The organism is Candidatus Blochmannia sayi (nom. nud.) (assembly GCF_059935855.1).
Genome location: NZ_CP011796.1, coordinates 1 through 25,135, shown reverse-complemented (window position 1 = coordinate 25,135; position 25,135 = coordinate 1). Strand labels below are relative to the sequence as shown.

The 25,135-nt window shown below is 29.5% G+C and carries 21 protein-coding genes; 6 read left to right on the top strand and 15 right to left on the bottom strand.

The genetic code is table 11. From position 1 onward, the window contains the following. Window positions 1-159 precede the first annotated feature (159 nt). Window positions 160-780 carry a Fe-Mn family superoxide dismutase gene (locus tag Bsayi582_RS00105; protein ID WP_500816115.1) on the top strand — a complete coding sequence of 207 codons (621 nt, stop codon included), beginning with the start codon at window positions 160-162 and terminating at the stop codon, window positions 778-780. 126 nt (window positions 781-906) lie between these two features. Here the strand turns inward: Bsayi582_RS00105 and glyS are convergent, their stop codons facing one another. Next, the gene (glyS, locus tag Bsayi582_RS00100; protein WP_500815795.1) at window positions 907-3,006 is read right to left on the bottom strand and encodes a glycine--tRNA ligase subunit beta; all 2,100 of its coding nucleotides are present in this window, start codon (window positions 3,004-3,006) and stop codon (window positions 907-909) included. Between the two features lie 26 nt (window positions 3,007-3,032). Further along, window positions 3,033-3,941 carry a glycine--tRNA ligase subunit alpha gene (glyQ, locus tag Bsayi582_RS00095; protein ID WP_500815794.1) on the bottom strand — a complete coding sequence of 303 codons (909 nt, stop codon included), beginning with the start codon at window positions 3,939-3,941 and terminating at the stop codon, window positions 3,033-3,035. Between the two features lie 433 nt (window positions 3,942-4,374). Here glyQ and Bsayi582_RS00090 point away from each other — a divergent pair, with 433 nt between their 5' ends. Further along, window positions 4,375-5,382, top strand: coding sequence for an AI-2E family transporter (locus tag Bsayi582_RS00090; RefSeq protein WP_500815793.1), 1,008 nt, complete (start codon window positions 4,375-4,377; stop codon window positions 5,380-5,382). 143 nt (window positions 5,383-5,525) lie between these two features. On the opposite strand, the gene Bsayi582_RS00085 is transcribed toward Bsayi582_RS00090, so the two are convergent. From Bsayi582_RS00085 to dnaN, 3 genes are all read right to left on the bottom strand, one after another. Next, the gene (locus tag Bsayi582_RS00085) at window positions 5,526-5,936 is read right to left on the bottom strand and encodes an Hsp20 family protein (RefSeq protein ID WP_500815792.1); all 411 of its coding nucleotides are present in this window, start codon (window positions 5,934-5,936) and stop codon (window positions 5,526-5,528) included. A gap of 258 nt (window positions 5,937-6,194) precedes the next feature. Further along, on the bottom strand, window positions 6,195-8,609 hold the full coding sequence (gyrB, locus tag Bsayi582_RS00080) for a DNA topoisomerase (ATP-hydrolyzing) subunit B (RefSeq protein ID WP_500815791.1): 2,415 nt from the start codon (window positions 8,607-8,609) through the stop codon (window positions 6,195-6,197). A gap of 334 nt (window positions 8,610-8,943) precedes the next feature. Then, window positions 8,944-10,047, bottom strand: coding sequence for a DNA polymerase III subunit beta (gene dnaN / locus Bsayi582_RS00075; protein ID WP_500815790.1), 1,104 nt, complete (start codon window positions 10,045-10,047; stop codon window positions 8,944-8,946). Window positions 10,048-10,397: 350 nt separating this feature from the next. Here dnaN and rpmH point away from each other — a divergent pair, with 350 nt between their 5' ends. The 4 genes from rpmH to mnmE all read left to right on the top strand — a co-directional run bounded on the left by rpmH (window position 10,398) and on the right by mnmE (window position 14,356). Beyond that, window positions 10,398-10,538: a 50S ribosomal protein L34 gene (rpmH, locus tag Bsayi582_RS00070; RefSeq protein ID WP_500815789.1), complete on the top strand. Its 141-nt coding sequence runs from the start codon at window positions 10,398-10,400 to the stop codon at window positions 10,536-10,538. 56 nt (window positions 10,539-10,594) lie between these two features. After that, window positions 10,595-10,942, top strand: coding sequence for a ribonuclease P protein component (gene rnpA / locus Bsayi582_RS00065; RefSeq protein ID WP_500815788.1), 348 nt, complete (start codon window positions 10,595-10,597; stop codon window positions 10,940-10,942). Beyond that, the gene (yidC, locus tag Bsayi582_RS00060; protein WP_500815787.1) at window positions 10,921-12,852 is read left to right on the top strand and encodes a membrane protein insertase YidC; all 1,932 of its coding nucleotides are present in this window, start codon (window positions 10,921-10,923) and stop codon (window positions 12,850-12,852) included. Before rnpA ends, yidC begins: the two co-directional genes overlap by 22 nt. Window positions 12,853-12,946: 94 nt before the next feature. Then, on the top strand, window positions 12,947-14,356 hold the full coding sequence (gene mnmE / locus Bsayi582_RS00055; protein WP_500815786.1) for a tRNA uridine-5-carboxymethylaminomethyl(34) synthesis GTPase MnmE: 1,410 nt from the start codon (window positions 12,947-12,949) through the stop codon (window positions 14,354-14,356). 196 nt (window positions 14,357-14,552) lie between these two features. On the opposite strand, the gene glmU is transcribed toward mnmE, so the two are convergent. The 10 genes from glmU to mnmG all read right to left on the bottom strand — a co-directional run bounded on the left by glmU (window position 14,553) and on the right by mnmG (window position 25,135). Further along, window positions 14,553-15,950: a bifunctional UDP-N-acetylglucosamine diphosphorylase/glucosamine-1-phosphate N-acetyltransferase GlmU gene (gene glmU / locus Bsayi582_RS00050; protein WP_500815785.1), complete on the bottom strand. Its 1,398-nt coding sequence runs from the start codon at window positions 15,948-15,950 to the stop codon at window positions 14,553-14,555. Window positions 15,951-16,077: 127 nt separating this feature from the next. Next, window positions 16,078-16,512, bottom strand: a complete 435-nt coding sequence (locus Bsayi582_RS00045) for a F0F1 ATP synthase subunit epsilon (RefSeq protein ID WP_500815784.1) — start codon at window positions 16,510-16,512, stop codon at window positions 16,078-16,080. Window positions 16,513-16,545: 33 nt separating this feature from the next. Next, on the bottom strand, window positions 16,546-17,934 hold the full coding sequence (gene atpD / locus Bsayi582_RS00040; RefSeq protein ID WP_500816114.1) for a F0F1 ATP synthase subunit beta: 1,389 nt from the start codon (window positions 17,932-17,934) through the stop codon (window positions 16,546-16,548). Between the two features lie 43 nt (window positions 17,935-17,977). Next, window positions 17,978-18,844 carry a F0F1 ATP synthase subunit gamma gene (gene atpG / locus Bsayi582_RS00035; RefSeq protein WP_500815783.1) on the bottom strand — a complete coding sequence of 289 codons (867 nt, stop codon included), beginning with the start codon at window positions 18,842-18,844 and terminating at the stop codon, window positions 17,978-17,980. Between the two features lie 46 nt (window positions 18,845-18,890). Next, a complete protein-coding gene (gene atpA, locus Bsayi582_RS00030; protein WP_500815782.1) occupies window positions 18,891-20,429 on the bottom strand; it encodes a F0F1 ATP synthase subunit alpha in 1,539 nt (512 codons plus the stop codon). Between the two features lie 34 nt (window positions 20,430-20,463). Next, window positions 20,464-21,012 (bottom strand): F0F1 ATP synthase subunit delta, encoded by a 549-nt coding sequence (locus tag Bsayi582_RS00025; RefSeq protein ID WP_500815781.1) that lies wholly within the window; start codon window positions 21,010-21,012, stop codon window positions 20,464-20,466. Next, a complete protein-coding gene (gene atpF / locus Bsayi582_RS00020) occupies window positions 21,013-21,495 on the bottom strand; it encodes a F0F1 ATP synthase subunit B (protein WP_500815780.1) in 483 nt (160 codons plus the stop codon). It lies immediately after the preceding gene. A 58-nt stretch (window positions 21,496-21,553) separates the two neighbouring features. Further along, window positions 21,554-21,793 carry a F0F1 ATP synthase subunit C gene (atpE, locus tag Bsayi582_RS00015; protein WP_500815779.1) on the bottom strand — a complete coding sequence of 80 codons (240 nt, stop codon included), beginning with the start codon at window positions 21,791-21,793 and terminating at the stop codon, window positions 21,554-21,556. A gap of 59 nt (window positions 21,794-21,852) precedes the next feature. Next, complete coding sequence (gene atpB, locus Bsayi582_RS00010) at window positions 21,853-22,674, bottom strand: F0F1 ATP synthase subunit A (RefSeq protein ID WP_500815778.1); 822 nt, start codon at window positions 22,672-22,674, stop codon at window positions 21,853-21,855. 562 nt (window positions 22,675-23,236) lie between these two features. Further along, window positions 23,237-25,135 carry a tRNA uridine-5-carboxymethylaminomethyl(34) synthesis enzyme MnmG gene (gene mnmG / locus Bsayi582_RS00005; protein WP_500815777.1) on the bottom strand — a complete coding sequence of 633 codons (1,899 nt, stop codon included), beginning with the start codon at window positions 25,133-25,135 and terminating at the stop codon, window positions 23,237-23,239.

Below are 25,135 nucleotides of genomic sequence, written 5' to 3'. Positions count from 1 at the left end.
AGTTTACACTTTCCAAGAAATATACATATTACATATATGTATATGATACTCGTAGTTTTAATTAATCAAGGAGGTTTTAGTAGACATCTATTCATTAAGAAATCATTTCAAAAAAAATCATTATTTAAATACTCATATAATCATGGAGAAAATTTATTTATGAACTTTACTTTGCCATCTCTAAATTATCCTTATAATGCTTTAGAACCTTTTTTTGATGAAAAAACCATGAAAATTCATCATACAAAACACCATCAGACATATATCGATAATGCTAATGCAGCATTAATTGATTTACCGGAATTTTATAATTTGACCATTATGGAATTAATACAAAAATTAAATCATTTACCTGATCACAAAAAAACTATATTACGCAACAATGCAGGAGGTCACATCAATCATAGTATTTTTTGGAAATGCCTTAAAAAAAATACTACGCTTCAAGGCCCCCTCAAAGACTCAATAGAATATAATTTTTCAAATATTTCTTCTTTTAAAGATAATTTTGAAAAAGCCGCTATTAGTCGTTTTGGATCTGGTTGGATATGGCTAGTAAAACAACCTCATAACGTTTTATCTATAGTTTCTACCGCTAATCAAGACAATCCATTAATGGGCGCAGATATTTCAGGAACAAATGGATATCCAATCCTTGGGTTAGACGTATGGGAGCATGCTTATTATCTGAAGTATCAAAATCGCCGTTTGGATTATATTAAGTCATTTTGGAACGTAATTAATTGGGATGAAGTGTCCTCACGATTCAGTCAAGAATAGTATATTCACTTTTATATACAAAACTTAATAATTTATTACTACAAAATTAATTGCTTTAATATTTTTAAGTGATTTGTTACGTGATTTAATGCAAATAATGAATCACTTAAAAATACATGTGATATATCACGATATATGTAACAAAGAAATATCTGCCACTTTTAAAAATAAATTTTTAACTTTATTCAATAAAGTCAATCGATTAATTTGAATATTCACATTTTTATCCATAATGACGACATTGTCAAAAAACGTACTTACTGCATTAAATATTGTAATAATAGTAATTAATGCATCATAGTAACGATGCTGAACACACAATGATCGTACTTTATTCTCTATTAAAGCTGCTTGTTTAGCCAGATATATTTCTTCTGGCATTTTTAATAAAGAATCTTTCACGTCTCTGTTGTAATGAATTTGTTTTTTCGACAAAATATTTGATATGCGTTTATAAACTAAATACAACTTAATGCTTTCCCTTTGTTGTAATCGACAAAAAGTAATTACTGCTTCCACTCGATCATTAACATCTACCATACAAGAGTTTTCAACGCGCAAAACAGCTCTAATAATATCTGTTCTATAACCTCTTGAAGAATACCATGAATACAAACGATTACATATAAAATTATAAACATCATTAATAACTGTTACATTAATTAATTTTGGACCATACAACTTTACTGATTCCTGTATCAACTCAAATAAATTCAATGACAAGTTTTTATGTATAAGAATACGCAAGATTCCTATGGCACATCTTTTTAAAGCAAATGGATCTCTATTACCTTTGGGAAACTCTTTAATCCCAAATATACCCGATATAGTATCTATTTTATCAGCAATAGAGACAGCGCAAGAAATAAGACTAGTAGGTAATTTATCTTCAGAAAACCGTGGTTGATAATGCTCTTTTTGTGCTAAAGCTATTTTCTCTGATTCACCATCACGACGAGCATAATACATACCAATAGTACCTTGAGCAGAAGGAAACTCACACACCATATTGCTCATAAGATCACATTTACATAAGTATCCAGCACGCTTTGCTTGATTTATGTCCTCACCTATTTGATCAGCTATCCATCCAGATAACATTTGGATACGAAAACTTTTATCCCGCAAAGTTCCGAGCCTACTATGAAATAATACTGAATTTAATTTAGGTATATAATCTTCTAAACGACATTTGTTATCATTTCTCAAAAAAAATTCTGCATCCATCAAACGTGGCGTTATTACTCGTTCATGACCAGCAATGATCTGTTCATAATTATCTGAAACTGTATGTGCTACAAAAATGAAACACGGTAACAACGTTCCATCAATAGAATTAAATACTGGAAAATATTTTTGGTCATATCTCATAATATGAAGTATTACTTCGCATGGCAGTATTAAAAATCTTTTATCAAACCTGCCAGAAAGTACCACAGGCCATTCTACTTGAGCAGTAACTTCTTCTAATAATAAATTCTCATCCTTAATAATATTTACAATACCTCCAAGTTTTTTAGCTTCTTTTTCTACTTCTACATGTATAATATTCTTACGTATATCATAATCAGCTATCACCCAACCATTTTTATTTAAAAGATCCGGATAATGATCTGCATGTTCAAGAGAGATTTTATTCTGTTCCATAAATCTATTACCATACAATATTCGACTTGTATCAATACCAAAAAAACGACCTGGAATTAGATACGTATCCAATAATATAGTAACACTACGAACAGGCCGAATAAAAGGCACATCTACGTCTCCCCAGCGCATCATTTTATAATTGCGTAATCTTTCTAAAGCAAAATTAACCACGTCGTATAACAAAACTTTTAAATTCTGATGTATTACTGTATTTTCATCATATTTTGATACTTCCTGAAAATTATTAATTTGTATATTATTTTTGACATTTATATTTGTATTATCTACAGAAATAACATTAATACACGTATCTTGAACATGCAAATCACACAAATTGTCACTATCATTTGTCTCATGCACATGAACAATATTAATATTAAAATCACTTTTTACACTTATTTTAGCTTTGACAGCTAAACGACACGAAGATGCAAACCAGCTAGGATTGGCATAAAAAATGTGATGTTTTTTTAAACCATCCATAATCTGATAAAAAAAATCCCTTCCTAATCTTTTCAAAATTCCAGACGGTAATGATTCAGTACCAATTTCTACTAAAAAAGTATATTTATTCATTATGCAACTATCCCAACATAATATTCTTACTTCTTCACGCACATAGGAAAACCTAACTTTTTTCGAGATATATAATAAGCTTCCGCAATCATTTTAGTTAACTTGCGAATACGCAAAATATAATTCTTTCTTTCCGTAACAGAAATCACTTTTCTAACATCTAATAAATTAAAAATATGTATTGCCTTTAAAATTTGTTCATACGCTGGGATAGGCAAAGGTTGTCTCATAGTAATCAAATGTTTGATCTCATTTTCATATTGATTAAATATTTTGAATAAAAATTCAATATCTGTATATTCACAATTATAAATTGATTGCTCTAATTCATTTTGATAAAATAAGTCTCCATATGTAATACGTCCGCTCACACCATTACTCCATACCAAGTCATAAACATTATCTAAACCCTGTAAAAATAAAGCCAAACGCTCTAAACCATAAGTTATCTCTCCAGTAATAGGTTTACATTCCAATCCTCCCATTTGCTGAAAATAAGTAAATTGTGTTATTTCCATACCATTAAACCAAATTTCCCAACCTAATCCCCACGCTCCAAGCGTAGGATTTTCCCAGTTATCTTCAACAAAACGAACATCATTCTTTATACAATTTAATCCAAGAATTCTTAAAGAATCTAAATATAATTGCAGCATATTTTCTGGAGACGGCTTCATAATTACTTGAAACTGATAATACTGCTGCAATCTATTTGGATTTTGACCATAACGACTATCCATTGGTCGACGAGATATTTGAACATAAGAAATAGCAGCAGGTTCTGGGCCAATAGCATTCAGAAAAGTCATAGGATGTGAAGTAGCCGCACCAACTTCTATATCTAATGGTTGAGCAATCATACAGCCACAATTCTCCCAATAATTCTCCAATATTCGTATCAATCCTTGAAAAGTTTTTACATTATTGTTATGCATTTTATTTTGTTTATTTAAATTACTATATTTATGATATAGTATCAATAATTAATATGATTACGGCTATGTTCGTAATAATATAAAATATAATCTTGTCACATAAAATAAATTTTTTATTAAAAATCAATATACATAATAAATACATAAACAAATTAAAAATATAAATATTTTTAATTTTTATAATTATTTGATAAATATTAAATATAATTTTTATTTTCTTTTATAACACGTGTCTATGCATTCATTAATATAACCCAAATATACTATTTAAAATAAATTAATACATGTAATTAATTTGATATATATACTATATGTTATAATAATATTTTTTATATATTAAATTATAATAGTCTTAGTGTATCTATTTAATACATAATCAAATTAAAAAATAATTATATACTAATAACGTTTATACACATTAGGAAACAAAACAATGATTTCTCAACAAACATCAATTACAATAACTTCATACTTAATAATGTTAATATGTATAGCTATTGTAATACCATTAGGTTTGTTTCCTTGTTTTTTTTCTGGATTTTTAACTTATGAAATTATAATATCTTTCGCTTCTTACCTTGAACGATTTATTGGAATCAATCGCGCTCGTTGGACAGCAATGATGCTAATCATTATAAGTGTAACTGTTATTATAACAATAGGAATTATAAGTTGTGCTAATTTTTTTACAGAAGATATTAATAAGATTAGTATTTCTATTGAAATTAATCATGTTTTTTCCGATTTAAAGAAAAAAATTCCTGACTTTTTACCGTATTTTTTACCTAATACTACTGAAGAACTAAAAGATCAAATATTTGCCTGGATTGAATCAAATTTAATTCTTATTCGTAATATGGGACATACTTTTATACATGGACTCATTACTTTATTAATAGGATTAGCAATTGGAATATTAGTATCTTGTACTAAATCTACAACACAATATACTAACCACACATATTTTACTAATCAACTATCAGAACGCATATATAATCTTTCTCAAGCATTTCATAATATCGTTTTTGCTCAAATTAAAATATCTTCAATAAACACATTATTAACATCTATTATGATTTTTATTTTGTTTCCATTATTTGGACAAACCTTACCATTAAGAAAAACTTTAACAATCATTACTTTTATTTTAGGTCTTTTACCAATTGTAGGAAATATTATTTCTAATATCATCATTACTATCGCTGCTTTATCTATATCACTAAGTATCGGAATGATAATGCTTGTATATTTAGTATTAATTCATAAATTAGAATATTTTCTTAACGCCGAAATTATCGGAAATAGAATTAATGCCAAGCCTTGGGAATTAATAGTTTCAATGATTTTACTGGAATCAATATTTGGATTAGAAGGCCTAATAGCAGCACCAATTTTTTATGCTTATTTAAAAACAGAGTTGCGTTTAAAAAAATTAATTTAACCTTTTAGTTATTAAAAAACACATAACAATACAAATATTAACTAAATAATTAAAACAAAATATACATAAACCAGTTTTAACATATATACGTTAGTTAAAACTGGTTTATGTAATCATTATAACAATTAAAGAATAATTTACTATTACTTAATTTCTATACGTCTTGGTTTCAATGTATCCGGTAATATTCTTTCTAAATGTATATAAAGAATACCATATTCCAAATTTGCACCTGTTATTTGAATATGCTCAGCTAATTGAAATTTTCTCTCAAAATCATGCTCCGTAATACCTTGATACAAATAATTCTTAGCGTTTTGATTAGAATCAACATGTATTCCTTTCACCACTAACATATTATCATGCATTGTAATATCTAACTCGTTATTTGTAAAACCAGCTACCACAATAGAAATACAATATTTATGCTCACTAACCAATTCAACATTATAAGGAGGATAACTCCCATTGCTTTGTCCAATCTCTAAAAAATTAACTAATCTATCAAACCCAATGACAGAACCATACAGCGGCGAAAAATCAAAATTACGCATATATAATACTCCTAATAAAACAATTATTAAAATTTTATAAACAAATGTAAATAAAAAATAACTTTAAAATTACTATTTTTTTAAATCAACAATTATATATAACATGTATTACACTCATAATACAAGATTAACTATATAATTACGCGATGCTTTCTATTTAAACAAAAATATAAACAATTTACCTATCCGATCCTATCTTATCAAGAGTAAAAACCTGCTACATAAAACATAATATTAAAAAAAAATTATTTTTATATATTAATAATCTACATTTGTTGCTTTTAATGCATTAGCTTCTATAAAAGCACGTCTCGGTTCAACCAAATCACCCATCAGCGTCGTAAATAAACGATCCGCTTCCATTGCATCTTTTATTGTAACACGTAACATACATCTATTTTTTGGATTCATAGTAGTTTCCCATAATTGATCTGGATTCATTTCTCCCAATCCTTTATAACGCTGTACTATCAATCCTTTCCGTGATTCTCGCATAAGCCATTCCATTGCCTGATCAAAAGAATTTACTTTTTTACGATATATTCCATATTCTACGTAAGCATTTGAAAGATGTAAACTATCCATTTTCACTCCAAAAGATACCAATTTTTTATATTCATAACTTTTAATAAAATCCATACTCAATGAATAATCTACATCAGTACCATATGTTCGTATACGTAAAATTGGCTCAAAATATTTATACTTATGATTTTTCAAAATAACAAAATCATAATTACCACCATATTCCTCAAAAGTGCCTAATGATTGTACTAAAGATCGCATCCATGCTTCAACATACTCATAACAATACCATTGTTCTTCAGATAAAACTGAATGATGAATTAATCCCTTAAGTAATATCTTTGGAAACCGACGTTCCATACGAATTATTATTTTTTGTATTAAATAATATTCAAAGATTAATTGTTCTAATGTTTTACCTGTCAAAGGAGATATATCAGGATTCATATAAAAACGTGCATTATCCACTACCATCGACATTTGATATCTATTCATAGATTCTTCATCTTTAAGATACTGTTCTTGATATCCTTTCTGTACTTTATATAAAGGAGGCTGCGCAATAAATATGTGCCCCCTCTCGATAATTTCTGGCATTTGACGATAAAAAAAAGTCAATAATAAAGTACGAATATGCGCTCCGTCAACATCTGCGTCTGTCATAACTATGATATTATGATATCTTAATTTATCTAAGTTATACTCGTTTGGTCCAATCCCGCAACCAAGAGCAGTAACCAACGTCATTACTTCCTGGGAATTCAACATTTTGTCGAAACGTGCTTTTTCTACATTCAATATTTTACCTTTAAGCGGTAAAATTGCTTGATTTTTACGATTTCTACCTTGCTTTGCGGAACCACCAGCAGAATCTCCTTCCACTAAATATAATTCAGAATAAACTGGATTTTTTTCTTGACAATCAGCTAACTTACCTGGTAATATCGAGAAATCCGACAATCCTTTACGACGTGTTAAATCTCTAATTTTTCGTGCTGCCTCTCTAGCACGAGCAGCTCCTACAATTTTATTTACTATATTTTTAGAATCTACTGGATTTTCTAAAAAAAACTCCACTAATTTTTCATACACTAATGACTCGACAGCAGTTTTGGCTTCAGAAGAAATCAATTTATCTTTAGTTTGCGAAGAAAACTTTGGGTCCGGTATTTTAATAGATAATATAGCAACAAGTCCTTCTCTAACATCATCTCCTGTTGTAATGACTTTAGTTTTTTTATTATATTCTTCTTTATCTATATAAAAATGCATTGTACGTGTAATAGCTGTTCTTAACCCCGACAAATGAGTACCACCATCTCGTTGAGGAATATTATTAGTAAAAGAATATATTTTCTCTTGAAAATTATTATTCCATTGTAACGCAACTTCTATGTCAATATCTCCTTTTTTTCCTATACAATAAAACATATTAGGATGAATTGCTGTTTTATTAATACTCACATATTTCACAAAAGCTTTTAATCCACCCGAACAACGAAAATTTTCTTTTTTATTATTACGACGATCACGTAAAACAATCGAAATTCCAGAATTTAAAAACGATAACTCTCTAAAACGCCTAGCCAAAACATCATATTTAAATTCAGTCTTATTTGTGAATATCGTAAGACTAGGCCAAAAACGTATCGTAGTTCCACTTTCCTTACTCTCACCTACTATCTTTAAATGTGACAGTGGTTTTCCTTGACGATAAACCTGTTTATATATTTTAGAATCTCTTCTTATGACTAACTCTAATTTTTCTGATAAAGCGTTTACCACCGAAATTCCAACTCCATGCAATCCTCCCGAATTTTTATAATTACTGCTATCAAATTTACCTCCAGCATGTAACATAGTCATAATAACTTCAGCCGCAGATATCCCTTCTTCTTCATGTATACCTGTAGGGATACCTCGACCATCATCCTGAACAGAAACTGAATTATCCTGATAAACAGTTACTATAATTTCTTGACAATATCCTGAAATAGCTTCATCAACAGCATTATCTACTACTTCAAATACCATATGATGCAATCCTGTTCCATCATCAGTATCTCCAATATACATTCCAGGACGTTTTCGTACCGCATCTAATCCTTTTAAGATCTTGATACTTGAAGAATCATAAGCGCTTAACATTAACTTGTTCCTATACAATATAAAAACAATTAGAAATTTTATTTTTTACAAGTATATCTAACAAAAATATCTAACTATACAATTATTACTATTCTATTAAATTAGAACTTATTTAATACAAATACAATCAATTTTAGTATTTTTTATATTTTATTTTTTAAAAAAACAAATATACACTTTTTATGAAATTTTCAACTCAGAATTGTATAATTATTCTACACATGAATTATACATTCTGAGTTACTATTAATTCTACATCCAAAATTTAATATACAATTTCATATGAAATACATGTCAATATTATTATTATTATATAATAATCTACAAATCATTGTTATATTCGAATTGGCATAACAACATATGTTGCACTATAGCATTGAGATATGCATTCTATTTGAACACTAGATACTTCATTTGTAAAAAAGAATTGGAGAACATGTTTATCCATAACACAAAGAACATCAAGTAAATAATCTACATTAAAAGATATTTCCATATTCTTACCTAAATATGAAACATCTAAAACCTCTTCTGATGCTTCATGCTCCAAATTATGTGCAGTGATTTTTAATTGATTGGCGATCAAAGTAAGCTTAACAATACGAAGTCTTTCATTAGAAAGAATAGCTACACGCTTTAAAGCATGTTTCAAAATATCACATGAAACCTCCAAAACATTTTTTGGTTGCTTAAAAATAATATCACTATAATTTGGAAATACAGCATCAATCAATTTAGAAGTAAAAATATAATCATCCGCCTCTATACGAATAAAATTATTATTTGACTGAATACTAATTAATCTTTCTTCAATATTTAGTAAACGTAATATTTCAATGATTCCTTTACGAGGTATAATAACGGATTGACTAGGTAATGACGACCCCATAGATGTCTCGCAACGTGCTAGACGATGTCCATCTGTCGCTACAATACGTACAATATGTCCTTTAGTTTCAAAAAACACCCCATTTAAATAATAACGTACATCTTGATTAGCCATAGAAAATTGAGTCAATTCAATCATTTTCTTTAAAATAGCTTCCGATATTACTAATTTTAACTCATTATTCCACTTCTCTAATTTAGGAAAATCTGACGAATAAAATGTAGATAAAGAAAATCTACTAGATCCAGAACAAACAATCAATCTATCATCTTTTAAAGCTATAGAAATACTTGATGATTCAGGTAAACTACGACAAATCTCAAAAAATTTTCGCCCTGGTATTGTACTAGATCCAACAGAACATTTTGACTCTAAACGTACCCTAATTATTATTTCTATCTCTAAATTCGTAGCGGTCATAAATAAATAATCATCATTAACCTCTAACAATATATGACCCAAAACAAGCATTCTTGGCCGTCCACTAATAACGCTTATAATTTTTTGTAGAGGTCGATATAAAGATTTTCTATCAATTACAAAATTCATAATAACAAAATTTATTAAAAATAATACTTCAAATAATTATATAAAACATTATTTTTTAAAGCTTAAAACTTAAACATCCATTATGATAGCATAAAATATAAAATAAAAAATGTAAATGCACCTGAATATATTAAAATCATATAACATATACAGATAATTAATCATCCTTTGTTAAGGTTATTACAATAAAATTCATTATTTATAAAAAAGTAAACAATTAAATCTTAAATATTTTTGACTTTAAATACCTTATACTGTAGAATCAGCATCAAATATTGCATAATGTAATTTACAATACAAAATATTAAAAATTATTATTAATTTAAACAAATATAAAAGAAAATTTAAATATGAAACGCACCTTTCAGCCTTCCATATTAAAACGTAATAGAACACACGGATTTCGAGTAAGAATGGCAACAAAACAAGGACGTCAAATATTATCGAGACGTAGATCAAAAGGACGTATCCGATTAAGCGGATCTATTTAAATCCATCAAGTACAATAATCAAATATAATAACAGCAGAGACTATTAATGTAGCTAAATGAATAAAAGATTTTTACCTAAACGAGCACGATTGTTAAATCTAAATGATTTTATTTTTGTCTTTCAAAAACCAGAACGTGTTAAAACCGCCGGAATAACTTTGTTAAGTAGAGCTAACCAATTAGGATATCCTCGCATTGGATTGGCTATTTCAAAAAAATACGTAAAACGTGCTCATGAACGAAATCGAGTTAAAAGACACATGCGTGAAACCTTTCGCATAAATCAACATAATTTATTATCTAAAGATTTTGTGTTCGTTATTCACTCAAAAGAAATCACTCACTTTAAAAATCATGTATTAATAAAAAATCTTGAAAAATTATGGTATCACCATGTGTGTTAATCAAAAAAATAATAATATGGTTAATATATATATACCAAATCAGCATTAGTCCCATATTGGGCCATCATTGTCGTTTCCAAATCACATGTTCTCAATATGGAATTAAGTCAATACATAAATTTGGAGTACTAAAAGGCATATGGATGATATGTGTACGTATATTACAATGTCATCCTTTAACTTTGAAAAATAATGAAAATTTTAAGTCTTATTCATACTTATACATTCAGGACATAATCAACATGGATTCGCAACGTCATTTCTTTGTGATAGCTTTTTTAATTATGTCATTCATACTGTGGCAAACATGGCAATCGGAATACCATCAAAACATTAATACTCAAAAAATACATACATACGAAAATACACATCCACTATTTAGTTCCGAAAATAATGACGAAGCGAAATATATTTATAACAAAAATCATCATATAATTACAGTACAAACAGATGTATTTTTACTAAAAATCAACACTTATGGAGGAGATATTGAAGAAGCATATTTGACAAATTATTTAGAAAGTTTAAATGCTAAAAAACCCTTTCATCTATTAAGTAATTCACAAAAATTTATATATCAAACAAACAGCGGATTAATAAATAAAAACACACTAAACACACCACTCAATAACAAGAAATTATTATATATTACCAAAACTAATCAAAATACATATGTTCTACCAAAAAATGAAAACAAATTACAACTAACCTTAATACATCATACCTCCGACGGAATTACATATACCAAAAATTATATTTTTAATAGAAATGATTATTCTATATATGTATACTACACAATAAATAATATGAGCACTTATCCATTAAAAATTCAATTATTTGGTAATCTAACACAATCTACACATTGCTCCAAATCACTTGATTACAATAATAACGAAAATAGCTTTCCTTTATACTCTTATCGAGGCGCAGCATATTCTACTGACAAAAAAAAATATCAAAAATATAGCTTTAAAGATATAAAAAATATGGACTTAAAAATTAATACTTACAATGGATGGGTAGCAATATCTCAAAAATATTTTGCAACAGCCTGGATACCGCTTACTCCAGGGAACAATACATTTTATACTACTCACGACAATAATCATGATAACGTATCCATAGGTTTTCAATCTGATTGGGTTGACATACCAATAGGTAAACAAATCGAATTAAAATCTATTTTATGGATAGGTCCTAAAATTCAAGAAAAAATGAAAGCAACAGCTTCAAATTTAGATTTAATCATTGATTACGGATGGTTATGGTTCATTTCTCAACCATTATTTAAATTATTGAATTTCATTCATGCATACATAAATAATTGGGGTATTTCTATTATTATTATAACATTAATTATACGTTTTGTTATGTATCCTCTAACTAAATCGCAATATACTGCTATGGCAAAAATACGCATGCTACAACCTAAGTTATCTACAATACAAAAAGAATATAAACATGACAAATATAAATATCATCAAAAAACTATGGAATTATATAAAGAAGAAAAAGTAAATCCATTAGGAGGATGTTTACCTCTATTAATCCAAATGCCTATATTCTTAGCATTATATTACATGCTATCAAGTTCTGTAGAATTAAGACACGCCAAGTTTGCTTTTTGGATTCATGATTTATCTGCTCAAGATCCCTATTATATACTACCCATAGTAATGGGAATGACTATGTTTTTTATACAAAAAATGTCACCTACCACTGTTACTGATACAATTCAAAAAAAAATGATGACTGTTATGTTGATAATTTTTACTATATTTTTTTTATGGTTTCCATCAGGATTAGTGCTATACTATATAGCAAGTAATGTAATTACTATTATTCAACAACAAATAATTTATCAAGGATTAGAAAGAAAAGGACTACATAATAAAAAAATTTATAAATAATACATTTCATATAAATAACTTTTGACAAAATAAAAATATATCATCTTATTTTCTTTAATATATTTGAAAAAATAATAAAATTACGAGTTACATAATGGATACAATAGTAGCTATTTCAACTCCTCCAGGACGTGGAGGTATCGGTGTTATACGAATATCTGGAAAATCAGTCCCTACAATCGCTCCTAAATTACTAGGGAAAATACCTGCGCCAAGAAAAGCAGAATATTTACCGTTTTTAGATACAGATGGTTCTATATTAGAACAAATAATAGCTCTATTTTTTCCTGAACCAAATTCTTTCACGGGAGAAAACGTATTAGAAATCCATGGACATAGCGGGCAAATGATACTAGATCTATTATTAAAACGTATTTTAAAAACATCTTCTAACATAAGAATAGCGCATCCAGGAGAATTTACTCAAAGAGCATTCTTAAATGATAAAATAGATCTCATCCAAGCAGAAGCAATATCTGATATTATCGACGCCACTTCATATCAAGCGGCAAAATCAGCATCAAATTCTCTACAAGGAACTTTTTCTAATCAAATACATGTAGTATCAGAAAAACTTACAAATTTACGTGTACACGTAGAATCATCTATTGACTTTTCAGAAGAAGAAATTAGTGTTAAATCATATAACGATACCAAAAAAATTTTAAAAAATATTATAAAAAATATACAACAAATATATAAATCAGCTTGCCACGGAGTCTTACTACGTGAAGGAATAAAAGTAGTAATTGCTGGAAAGCCAAACGCTGGAAAATCTAGCTTATTTAACGCATTAATCGGTATTGACAGAGCTATCGTAAGTACAATATCAGGTACTACGCGAGATACATTACATGAGTGCATTCAATTGAACGGCATAGCATTTCATGTTACTGATACCGCTGGATTACAAAAAAACAGCGATAATGAAATAGAAAAAATTGGAATGAAACGTACATGGGATGAATTAAATAATGCAGATCATATATTATGGGTAATTGACTCCAACGACGATACAAACAAAGAATACAACATTTTAATACAATACATAAAAACAATGTTAATTGAAAAGAATAAAAGAGTTCCTATTACAATAATACGCAATAAATCTGATTTAACTGAAGAAACAATTGGCATTAGCACAAAAAAAAATTGTACACTTATTACCTTGTCAGCCTTATTTAATGATGGAATAAATTTATTACAAAAACACCTCAGTAATCATATACGATCCGAAACACTGAAATATCACCTTCATCATCACCCTTCTGAAAACCAAGGAAATTTTATCGCTCGAAGACGTCATTTAAATGCACTAAAAAAATCTATCTTATATCTTTCATCTGCTCAAAAACAACTACTATCCTTCTCAGAAAAAGGAATTAATGAACTTTTTGCAGAAGATCTCACATTAGCGCATAACGAATTAAATAAAATATTTGGAAAATTTACCTCTGAAGATTTGTTAGAAAAAATATTCTCAACATTTTGTATTGGTAAATAATAACTTGCAATACAATATTCGTAGTACCTTTTAATGAAATTAATAAATGAGCGAACTCACAAAAAATTTTCTAATTAAATAATCGTTATAAACATATGTTATATATTACATTCATATAATTTATGTACCAAATATATTCATGCAATACAATATAATTACATAAAATAATTAAATAAATAACACGATTAAAAAATATTTATTTATTTTTCTTTGATCGCTTCCAATTTAAAATAGAAAACTGCCGTATCCTGCTGATAACCGTTTCACCAGCCGAAACATCTTGAGTTACTGTAGTTCCGGCTCCAATAATTGCGTTTTTTTCAATAATAATCGGAGCGACTAGCTGACTATCAGCGCCAATAAAAACATTATCATCAATAATAGTATTATTTTTTTTTACTCCATCATAATTACAAACAATAACACCAGCTCCAATATTTACTTGAGCTCCAATTTTAGCATCACCTAAATAACTAAGATGCTTGACTTTTGATTGTTTCCCCAATAAAGTATTTTTTATTTCTACAAAATTCCCCACATGACTTTTTTCTTGTAATTCAGTTCCTGGTCTTAACCGAGCAAAAGGTCCAATACTACTCTGACTACTTATTTTCGAATTTTCAATAATCGAAAACGGATAAATTATTACATCATCTTCAATGATTACATCTTTCAATACACAATTTGATCCTATTTGTACCCTATTCCCCAAAGAAACATGTCCTTCAATAATTACATTTATATCTATACGCACATCTTTTCCATATACCAATGTACCCCTTAAATCAAATCTATTTGGATCGGATATTATTACTCCTGATGACAATAAATGTTTAGCTTGTTTCTGTTGATATTGCCTATCCAAATACACCAAATCTGATTTACTATTGACTCCAATAATTTCAAATGTATCAATCGGATACATAGTATGTATAACACAACCTGATCGATAAGCTGTGCGAATTATATCAGTTAAATAAAATTCATTTTTTAATCTATGAGCAACAAGGCTATCTAACCAACACCTTAACAATCCGACAACAGTAATAAAAACACCAGTATTAATTTCTTTAATTTTTTTATGATCATCATTATTAATATCATCATGTTCTATTACACCAATCACATGCCCTTTATGATTTCGTATAATACGTCCATATCCATTTGGATCAGGTAATATAGCTGTTAACATACCTATATCACATTGCGATTTCATAACACACAAGCGCTGTAATGTTTTATGAGAAACAAGAGGCACATCACCGTACAAAACAAGAACTTCTTCATTATTATCATTAATAGAAAATAACACTTGCTGCACAGCATGTCCAGTGCCAAGAAGATCATGCTGTAATATCCAATGTATAGGAAGCGCATTATTATTATAGTCCGTATTAATTGTTTGCATTACCATTTCTCCTTTATAACCACATACTACATATACGGACTTAACATTTAACTGTGTTACAGAATCAATTATATGTTGCAACATAGGTTTTCCACCAATTTGGTACAATACTTTTGGTATATCAGACAACATTCTATTACCTCTACCAGCAGCAAGAATAATTACACTAATATTAATATCCGACATAACCTATATATCTCGTCTTACTTGTATCTATAAACTATATATTTTATAAAATAAGAAAATGTAACAAAATTTCTATAAACACAATTATTTTAATAGTAATAGTCACCGCTACTATCATTAGTATAAATTAATAATTTTTATTTTTTTTATTTAATTCAATTAATCTAAGTTGAGCAACGGCTTTAGATATTTTTGAAGCAATTTTAATATAATCTACGTTATCGCTATGTCGTGCTCGCTTAATATGTTCTTCAGCTTCACGTTTCGCTTCTTTAGCTTTTTTTTCATCTAACTCTTCAGCGCGAATGGCTGTATCTGCTAATATCGTCACCATATCTCTCTGAACTTCAATTATACCCCCAGATATATACATATACTCTTCGTTACCACACGATTTTACTATACGTAACACACCTGGTTTAATTGACGCAAGCAATGGAACATGACCTGAAAAAATACCCATTTCACCTTCGGTACCTACTACTTGAATTTTATGTACTATTCCAGAAAATATCTGTCTTTCAACAGAAACAACAGTCAAGTTATAAGTACATATAGTCATACTATGATGCCTTTATCTCTATAAATAAAAAAATTAAAGTGTTTTATTTTTTTCTATAACTTCTTCGATGGTGCCTACCATATAAAATGCTTGTTCCGGAATATGATCATAATTTCCCTCTATAATTCCTTTAAATCCTTTGATAGTATCTGCTAAAGAAACATATGCGCCAGAAAAACCAGTAAATACTTCAGCAACAAAAAAAGGTTGTGATAAAAACCGCTGAATCTTTCGTGAACGTAACACTATCAATTTATCTTCTTCTGATAATTCTTCCATCCCTAAAATAGCAATAATATCCTTAAGTTCTTGATAACGTTGCAAAATAGATTTAACACCTCGAGCAACATCGTAATGTTCCTGTCCTACGATAAGTGGATTTAATTGTTGACTATTAGAATCTAATGGATCCACTGCAGGATAAATACCAAGAGCAGCAATTTGACGACTTAAAACTATAGTTGCATCTAAATGAGAAAAAGTAGTAGCAGGAGATGGATCTGTTAGATCATCTGCAGGCACATACACTGCTTGCACAGAAGTAATTGACCCCAATCTTGTCGAAGTAATGCGTTCTTGCAACATACCCATTTCTTCAGATAATGTAGACTGATATCCTACCGCAGATGGAATGCGCCCTAACAACGCAGATACCTCAGTACCAGCAAGAGTATAACGATAAATATTATCTATAAATAATAACACATCATACCCTTCATCTCTGAATTTTTCTGCCATAGTCAAACCAGTCAACGCTACACGCAATCTATTTCCAGGAGGCTCATTCATTTGACCATACACTAACGCAACTTTATCAATGACATGAGAATTTATCATTTCATGATAAAAATCATTGCCTTCTCGAGTACGTTCTCCAACACCAACAAATACTGAATAACCAGAATGTTCTACAGCAATATTACGAATAAGCTCCATCATATTAACAGTCTTACCAACACCAGCTCCCCCAAACAGACCAACTTTACCTCCCTTAGAAAACGGACACATTAAATCAATTACTTTAATACCAGTAATTAAAAGTTCCTGACTAGTAGATAGTTCAGAATAAAGAGGAGCTGATCTATGAATAGACCATCTTTCTTTCTCTTTAATAGGTCCTTTCATATCAATTGGCTCACCTAACACATTCATTACGCGACCCAAAGTTTCCTTTCCTACTGGAACTTCAATAGAACGTTTTAAATTGACCGCTATTAATCCTCGACGCAATCCATCCGTATTCCCCATAGCTATACAACGTACTACACCTCCACCTAATTGTTGTGCTACCTCTAATATTAACTTTTTATTAGAATTATCAATACATACTTCAAGCGCATGATATACAGTAGGAACCGAATCTCGTTTAAACGCAACATCAACCACGGCTCCAATAACCTGAATTATTTTTCCAGAACAAATATTCATGATATCATACATACTTTCAACTCTACTATGTTATCTACTATATTACAGAAGCTCCCGAAATAATTTCTGTAAGTTCTTTTGTAATTTTAGTTTGCCTGACTTTATTATAAAGCAATTTTAAATCGCTAATTAAAACCTCTCCATTATCCGAAGCAGTTTTCATCGCTACCATTCGAGCAGATTGTTCGCTAACTAAATTTTCTAACACCCCTTGATAAACTTGTGATTCAATGTACCGTTTCAACAAACTATTTAATAATGTTTTAGAATCAGGCTCATACAAATAATCCCAATATTTAATTTGTAACATAGTTTTATCTATAGAAACAATTGGTAAAATCTGTAAAATTTGAGGAATCTGAGACAAAGTATTAACAAATTTATTATATACTAAATACAATCTATCTATCTCATTACTACCGTATAATTCCAACATTACTCTCACTGAACCGATCAACGATAACATTTTAGGAGTATCTCCAATTCCAGAAATACAACTCACTATTTTTGCTTGTTTTACACAATTGAAAAAAGAAGCGGCTTTTGCACCAATCACAGCTACTTTAACAGATATTCCTGCATCATTCCATCTACTGATGTCGCACAACAACATCCTAAATAAATTAATATTTAACCCTCCCGTTAATCCTCTATCTGTTGATACTACCCAATAACCTATAGATTTTATATTTCTATCTATAAAATAAGGATGTTTATATTCTAATGTTCCTGAAGCAATATGACTAATTACCTTACGAATAGTTTCCGAATACGGTTTGTTTATTAACATGCGATTTTGTGTTTTATGAATCTTAGAAACAGAAATCATCTCCATAGCTTTAGCAATTTTCTGTATATTACGTATACTGTCTATTTTTAAACGTATCTCTTGTGAACTAGACATGTTAATATTCCTACGCTACAATGAACCGATTTAAATCCATCATCTATCAAGATTGATTTAATTTAAAATTTTCAAGAATAATTTTAAATTTATTTTCAATATTAGTATCATATACACCACTACTATCAATTATTCTCATCAGCTCCTTTTCTACACAATTCACATATAATATCAATTTAGACTCAAAATCACTTATTTTCGATACTTCAATATCTTCTAAATAACCATGTATTGCTGCAAACAAAATAATAGACTGTTGTGAAATAGACATAGGAGAATATTGTCTTTGTTTTAATAATTCAGTTATCTTTTGACCATGCCGTAATTGTTTACGTGTAACCTCATCCAATTCTGAAGCAAACTGTGAAAAAGCAGCTAATTCACGATATTGAGCTAACGCTGTACGAATTCCACCGGATAATACTTTCATAATATTGGTTTGAGCAGACCCTCCAACACGTGACACTGAAATTCCTGGATTTACCGCAGGTCTAATTCCTGAATTAAATAAATGAGATTCTAAAAAAATTTGCCCATCAGTAATAGAAATAACATTAGTTGGAATAAATGCAGAAACATCTCCAGCCTGAGTTTCAATGATAGGTATTGCAGTTAAAGAACCAGTCCTTCCTATTATTTTCCCATGAGTACATTGTTCAACATAATCAGAACTAACCCGAGAAGCTCGTTCTAACAAACGAGAATGCAAATAAAATATATCTCCTGGATACGCTTCTCGCCCCGGAGGACGTCTCAACAATAAAGAAATTTGACGATAAGCTACTGCCTGTTTAGAAAGATCATCATATACAATCAACGCATCTTCTCCGTGATCTCTAAAATATTCACCCATAGCACATCCAGCATAAGGAGCTAAATACTGTAATACAGCAGACTCAGAAGCAGATGCAAGTACTACAATAGTATTATCTAAAGCATGATGTTCTTCTAATTTTTTTACCACATTAGCTACAGTTGTTGCTTTCTGACCAATAGCAACATAAATACATTTTACCCCACTATCACGTTGATTAATAATAGTATCTATCGCCAATGCAGATTTTCCAGTTTGTCGATCTCCTATAATTAATTCACGCTGTCCACGACCAATAGGCACCATAGAATCAACAGACTTATATCCAGTTTGAATTGGTTCATCTATTGATTTTCGATCAATCACACTAGGTGCTATAGCTTCTACCGGAAGATAATGCGAACATTGTATTGATCCTTTATTATCTATAGGTATGCCTAATGCATTTACTACTCTTCCCAATAACTCTAATCCCACGGGAACTCGTAATATATTTCCTGTACACTTTACCACCATCCCTTCATACACATTTAAATATGAACCCATAACTACAGCGCCTACAGAATTACGCTCTAAATTCAATGCTACAGCAAACTGATTTGATGGTAACGCTATCATTTCACCTTGCATAACATTTGTTAAACCATGTATTTGAATAATCCCATCACCTACAGAAGTAATAGTACCCTCATTACGAGTCTCGAATGTTATATCAAATTGAGCAATACGCTGCTTAATTAATTCACTGATTTCATTTGAATTTAATTGCATAATTATATCTATCTATACCTAAATAATTAAAAAACTAATATTGCAGCATACGATTTAAACGTAAAATACGTCCACGTATACTCCCATCAATAATTGTATCTCCAATACAAATAATTATACCACCTAATATATTCTTATCTATTATATTAGACAGTAAATTTACCTTTGCAGATAAACGAGTAGTCATTATATCAATAATTTTTTTTAGTTGCTTGCGTTGTAAAGGCCAAGCAGAAATAATTTTTATTTCTATAGAATGTACATACTGAGCTTGTAGATGAGAAAATTCTTTTAAAACAACGGGTAATAGTAATAATCGATTATTTTCCGACATAACACGAATTAAATTTTTACCAAAAACATCAATTTGGCATTTCTGATAATCTTCGCAAACAGCAATAAATATATCTGATAATATTTTTGATTCTAAACGTCTAAAAAATAAAGATTGTATTAAACTATTTTTACTAATCTTAGAAAACAAACCAAGTACTGATTTCCATTCACTTATATTTTTTCGTACTAAAGCTATATCAAATATAGCTTTGGCATACTCATGAGCAATTGCAAACATACTCAACATCTACTCCTCGTACGATAATTTATTAACAATATTATTTACAATGTCTATATCAATCATTTCATTAACAGAACGCTCTATAATTTTTTCTGCACCCTCAATTATAAGCTTGCCAATCTGTTTTCTTAGCTCATCGGTAACACGTTTTCTTTCATAAATAATTTGCTCTCGAGCCTGAGATAGAATCCTATTCTGCTCTCTCTCTGCTTCATATTTAGCGTCATTAATAATTTGTATTTTACACTTATTTGCGTGATTTATAATCTCTTGAGCTCTAATTTTGGCTTTATCTAAACAAACTAAAGCTTCAGCATTAACACGTTCAGATTCTATTTTAGCATGATTAGCAAAAGCTAAATTATCAGAAACTTCTCTCTGACGCTTCTCAATAAGCGACATAAATGGAGACCATACATACTTCATACAAAACCAAACAAACAAAATAAATGAAATAGTCTGGCCTAAAATTGTTGCATTTAAATTCACAGTATAAAATCCTAATTATTAATTATTATTCATAAATATGCTCTTACCAATTATGATACTAAACCGCAGCAAACATTACATACAAGCCTAAACCCACAGTAATCATAGGTATCGCATCAACTAATCCCATAACAATAAAAAATTGAGTACGAAGAAGTGGAATAAGGTCTGGTTGACGCGCAGCTCCCTCTAAAAACTTACTACCTAAAATACCAATTCCAATAGCAGCGCCAATTGCTGCCAAGCCCATCATTATTGCTGCAGATACATACAACATATCAAAATTTAAATTCTCCATAATAACTCCCTATCTACAATATTTCAAATTACACTTATACTATTTATTTATATACGCACTTATTTTAAATAAGAATCATGAGCTGTAGACAGATAAATAACCGTTAAAACCATAAAAATAAAAGCTTGCAATACAACTATTAAAATATGAAAAATAGCCCACGGTAAACTTAACACCCATTGACCCCACCACGGCAATAAGCCAGATATTAAAATAAAAATCAATTCACCAGAATACATGTTACCAAACAACCTGAGACTTAATGACACCGGTTTGGATAACAAACCAATAATTTCAAGAATAAAATTCACAGGCACACATGTCAAATGATTAAATGGATGCCACATTAATCCTTTAATAAAACCGCGCACACCATTTATATGGATATCATAATATACAACAAGTACAAATATATTTAATGCCATCGAAAGCGTTATATTGATATCAGCAGACGGAACGACACGTAATGCAGGCAATCCTAATATATGTTTAGCTATATAAGGTAATAAATCCACAGGAAACAAATCCATAACATTCATTAAAAAAATCCAAACAAAAACAGTCATAGATAATGGCGCAATTAATTTACTTTTACCATGAAACATATCTTTTACATTACTGTTAACAAACAGTATTATTAGCTCAATAAAAGCCTGTAATTTAGTAGGAACTCCACAAGTTGCTACTTGCACTGAACAACCCGCAACCAACAAAAATACAACAGCTAATAATACTGAAAAAAATATAGAATCTACATTTAATATCCAAAAAGATGAAATACTTTCTGAATTTATCCATGAACAAGTACTCAAATCAAACTGTAAATGATGTAAATGATGCCCAATATATTCCTGAGAACTACCTGCTGTTATGCCTGACATAAATCATCCTTCAAAAAATATTCCTTACAACGCACTATTATTTCAACTCATATAAATTTTAATAAAAATTTTATAAAACACACTAAAAACCAAAACAAAACCAATAATCAAATAGTAAACATATTAAACTTTAATACTAACCACTATTAGTACAACAACATAAACACATTACGCACAAAATTATCACCTCGTTTTTTTTAAAAACAATTTATCCAACTAACAAATTATTAATATAATAAATACATATGATAAACCATAAAAAATAAAATACTACACAACACCAAAAACTTAAATATAAAAAAATTTCGTTGCTTTTAAATATTTAAATATAATTACATCGAAGTAATAATATACCATTCTAAATACAAATTACACATTCATCTCAATTATATTTATATATAAACTCATTTTTATACAAACACCAATTTTCATATTTTATTCATACAATCATTCGCAAAGACACATAATTCACAACTTTAAATTTTAAATAAATTTAAAAAAATATTAATATTTTCAATAATTAAATAATATTTACGCAAATATAAATTTCATTCAAATAAAACTAACACACACCACGATCCAATAAACCTTGTTTTTTCAACCAAATTAATAAATTAAAAATTGCCACTGGAGTTATACCAGAAATTCTAGAAGCCTGTCCAATAGAGCAAGGTTTACAATCATTAAGTTTCTCAATTACTTCTTTAGATAATCCAGAAATAATATTAAAATCTATATCAGTCGGCAATAATACATTCTCATTATAAACATATCTATTTATTTCCTCTTGTTGACGACGAATATAACCCTCATATTTTATTTGAATTTCAATCTGATCAGACACCTGACTATCCAACGTAGATAAACCAAAAACGCTCAACCGAGATAATTTTTCATAATTAATTTCTGGTCTTTTTAATAATTCTTCACCATTAATCTCATGCGTTAAAGGCGTTTTAAGTAAATCATTTAACTGAGTTATATCTGTGCTATTCGGAAAGATATAAGTATTACGTAATCTTTGGCGTTCTTTTTCAATATCTTCTTTTTTACGACAAAAAAATTCCCATCTCGGATCATCTATCAAACCAAATCTTCGCGCAATAGAAGTTAACCTTAAATCAGCATTATCTTCACGTAAAGATAATCGGTATTCAGCACGCGATGTAAACATACGATAAGGCTCTTCAGTCCCATGTGTACATAAATCATCTACAAGCACCCCTAAATATGCCTGATCTCTTCTAGGATACCACCCTTCTTTATTTTGAGAAAATCTAGCTGCATTAATCCCTGCTAATAACCCCTGAGCAGCTGCTTCTTCATAACCAGTAGTACCATTGATTTGACCAGAAAAAAATAAACCAGAAATGAACTTACTTTCCAATGTCAATTTTAAATCACGAGGATCAAAAAAATCATACTCAATCGCATAACCTGGCCTAACTATATAAGCTCTTTCTAATCCTCTAATTGATTTAATCATCTGTATTTGTATATCAAATGGTAAACTAGTAGAAATACCATTAAGATATATCTCGGGCGTTGTTAAACCCTCGGGTTCTAAAAAAATCTGATGAGAATTACGATCTGAAAAACGTATTATTTTATCTTCTATAGACGGACAATAACGAGGCGCAATTCCTTTCATTAATCCTGAATACATAGGGCTTTGATGTAAATTTGATTTAACTATATCATGAGTTTGATTATTAGTATGTGTGATGTAACAAGGAATTTGTTTAGGATGTTCTTTCATAGAACCTATAAATGAAAATACAGGAACAGGATTATCGCTAATTTGCGCCTGTAAACAATCAAAATTTATTCCCTTAGCATGCACACGAGGAGAAGTTCCTGTTTTTAAACGACCAACTCGTAGAGATAATTCTTTCAATCGTATTGATAATAACGATGATGATTCTGTATCTCCAGCACGTCCTCCACTATAATTATTTAACCCGATGTGTATTTTGCCATTAAGAAATGTTCCTGTTGTTAGTACGACAGATAAAGAACGAAATTTTATTCCTATCTTTGGAACAACTACTCCAACAATTTTAGTGTTTTCAATTATTAAATCCTCTACTGACGCCTGAATAACTAATAAAGACTCCTGATGTTCAAGATTATAGCGTATTACTTGACGATATAACATTTTATCCGCTTGAGCACGTGTCGCCCTAACAGCTGCTCCTTTACTGCTATTAAGTATTCTAAATTGAATTCCTGATTTATCGATAGCACGCGCCATCATGCCACCCATCGCATCAATTTCTTTCACTAAATGTCCCTTCCCTATCCCACCAATTGCTGGGTTACAAGACATCTGTCCAAGCGTATCTATATTATGAGTAATCAATAAAGTATTACACCCCATTCTTGCAGAAGCTAATGCCGCTTCTGTTCCAGCATGACCTCCTCCAACAACAATAACATCAAAACTAGTAGAATAAAACAT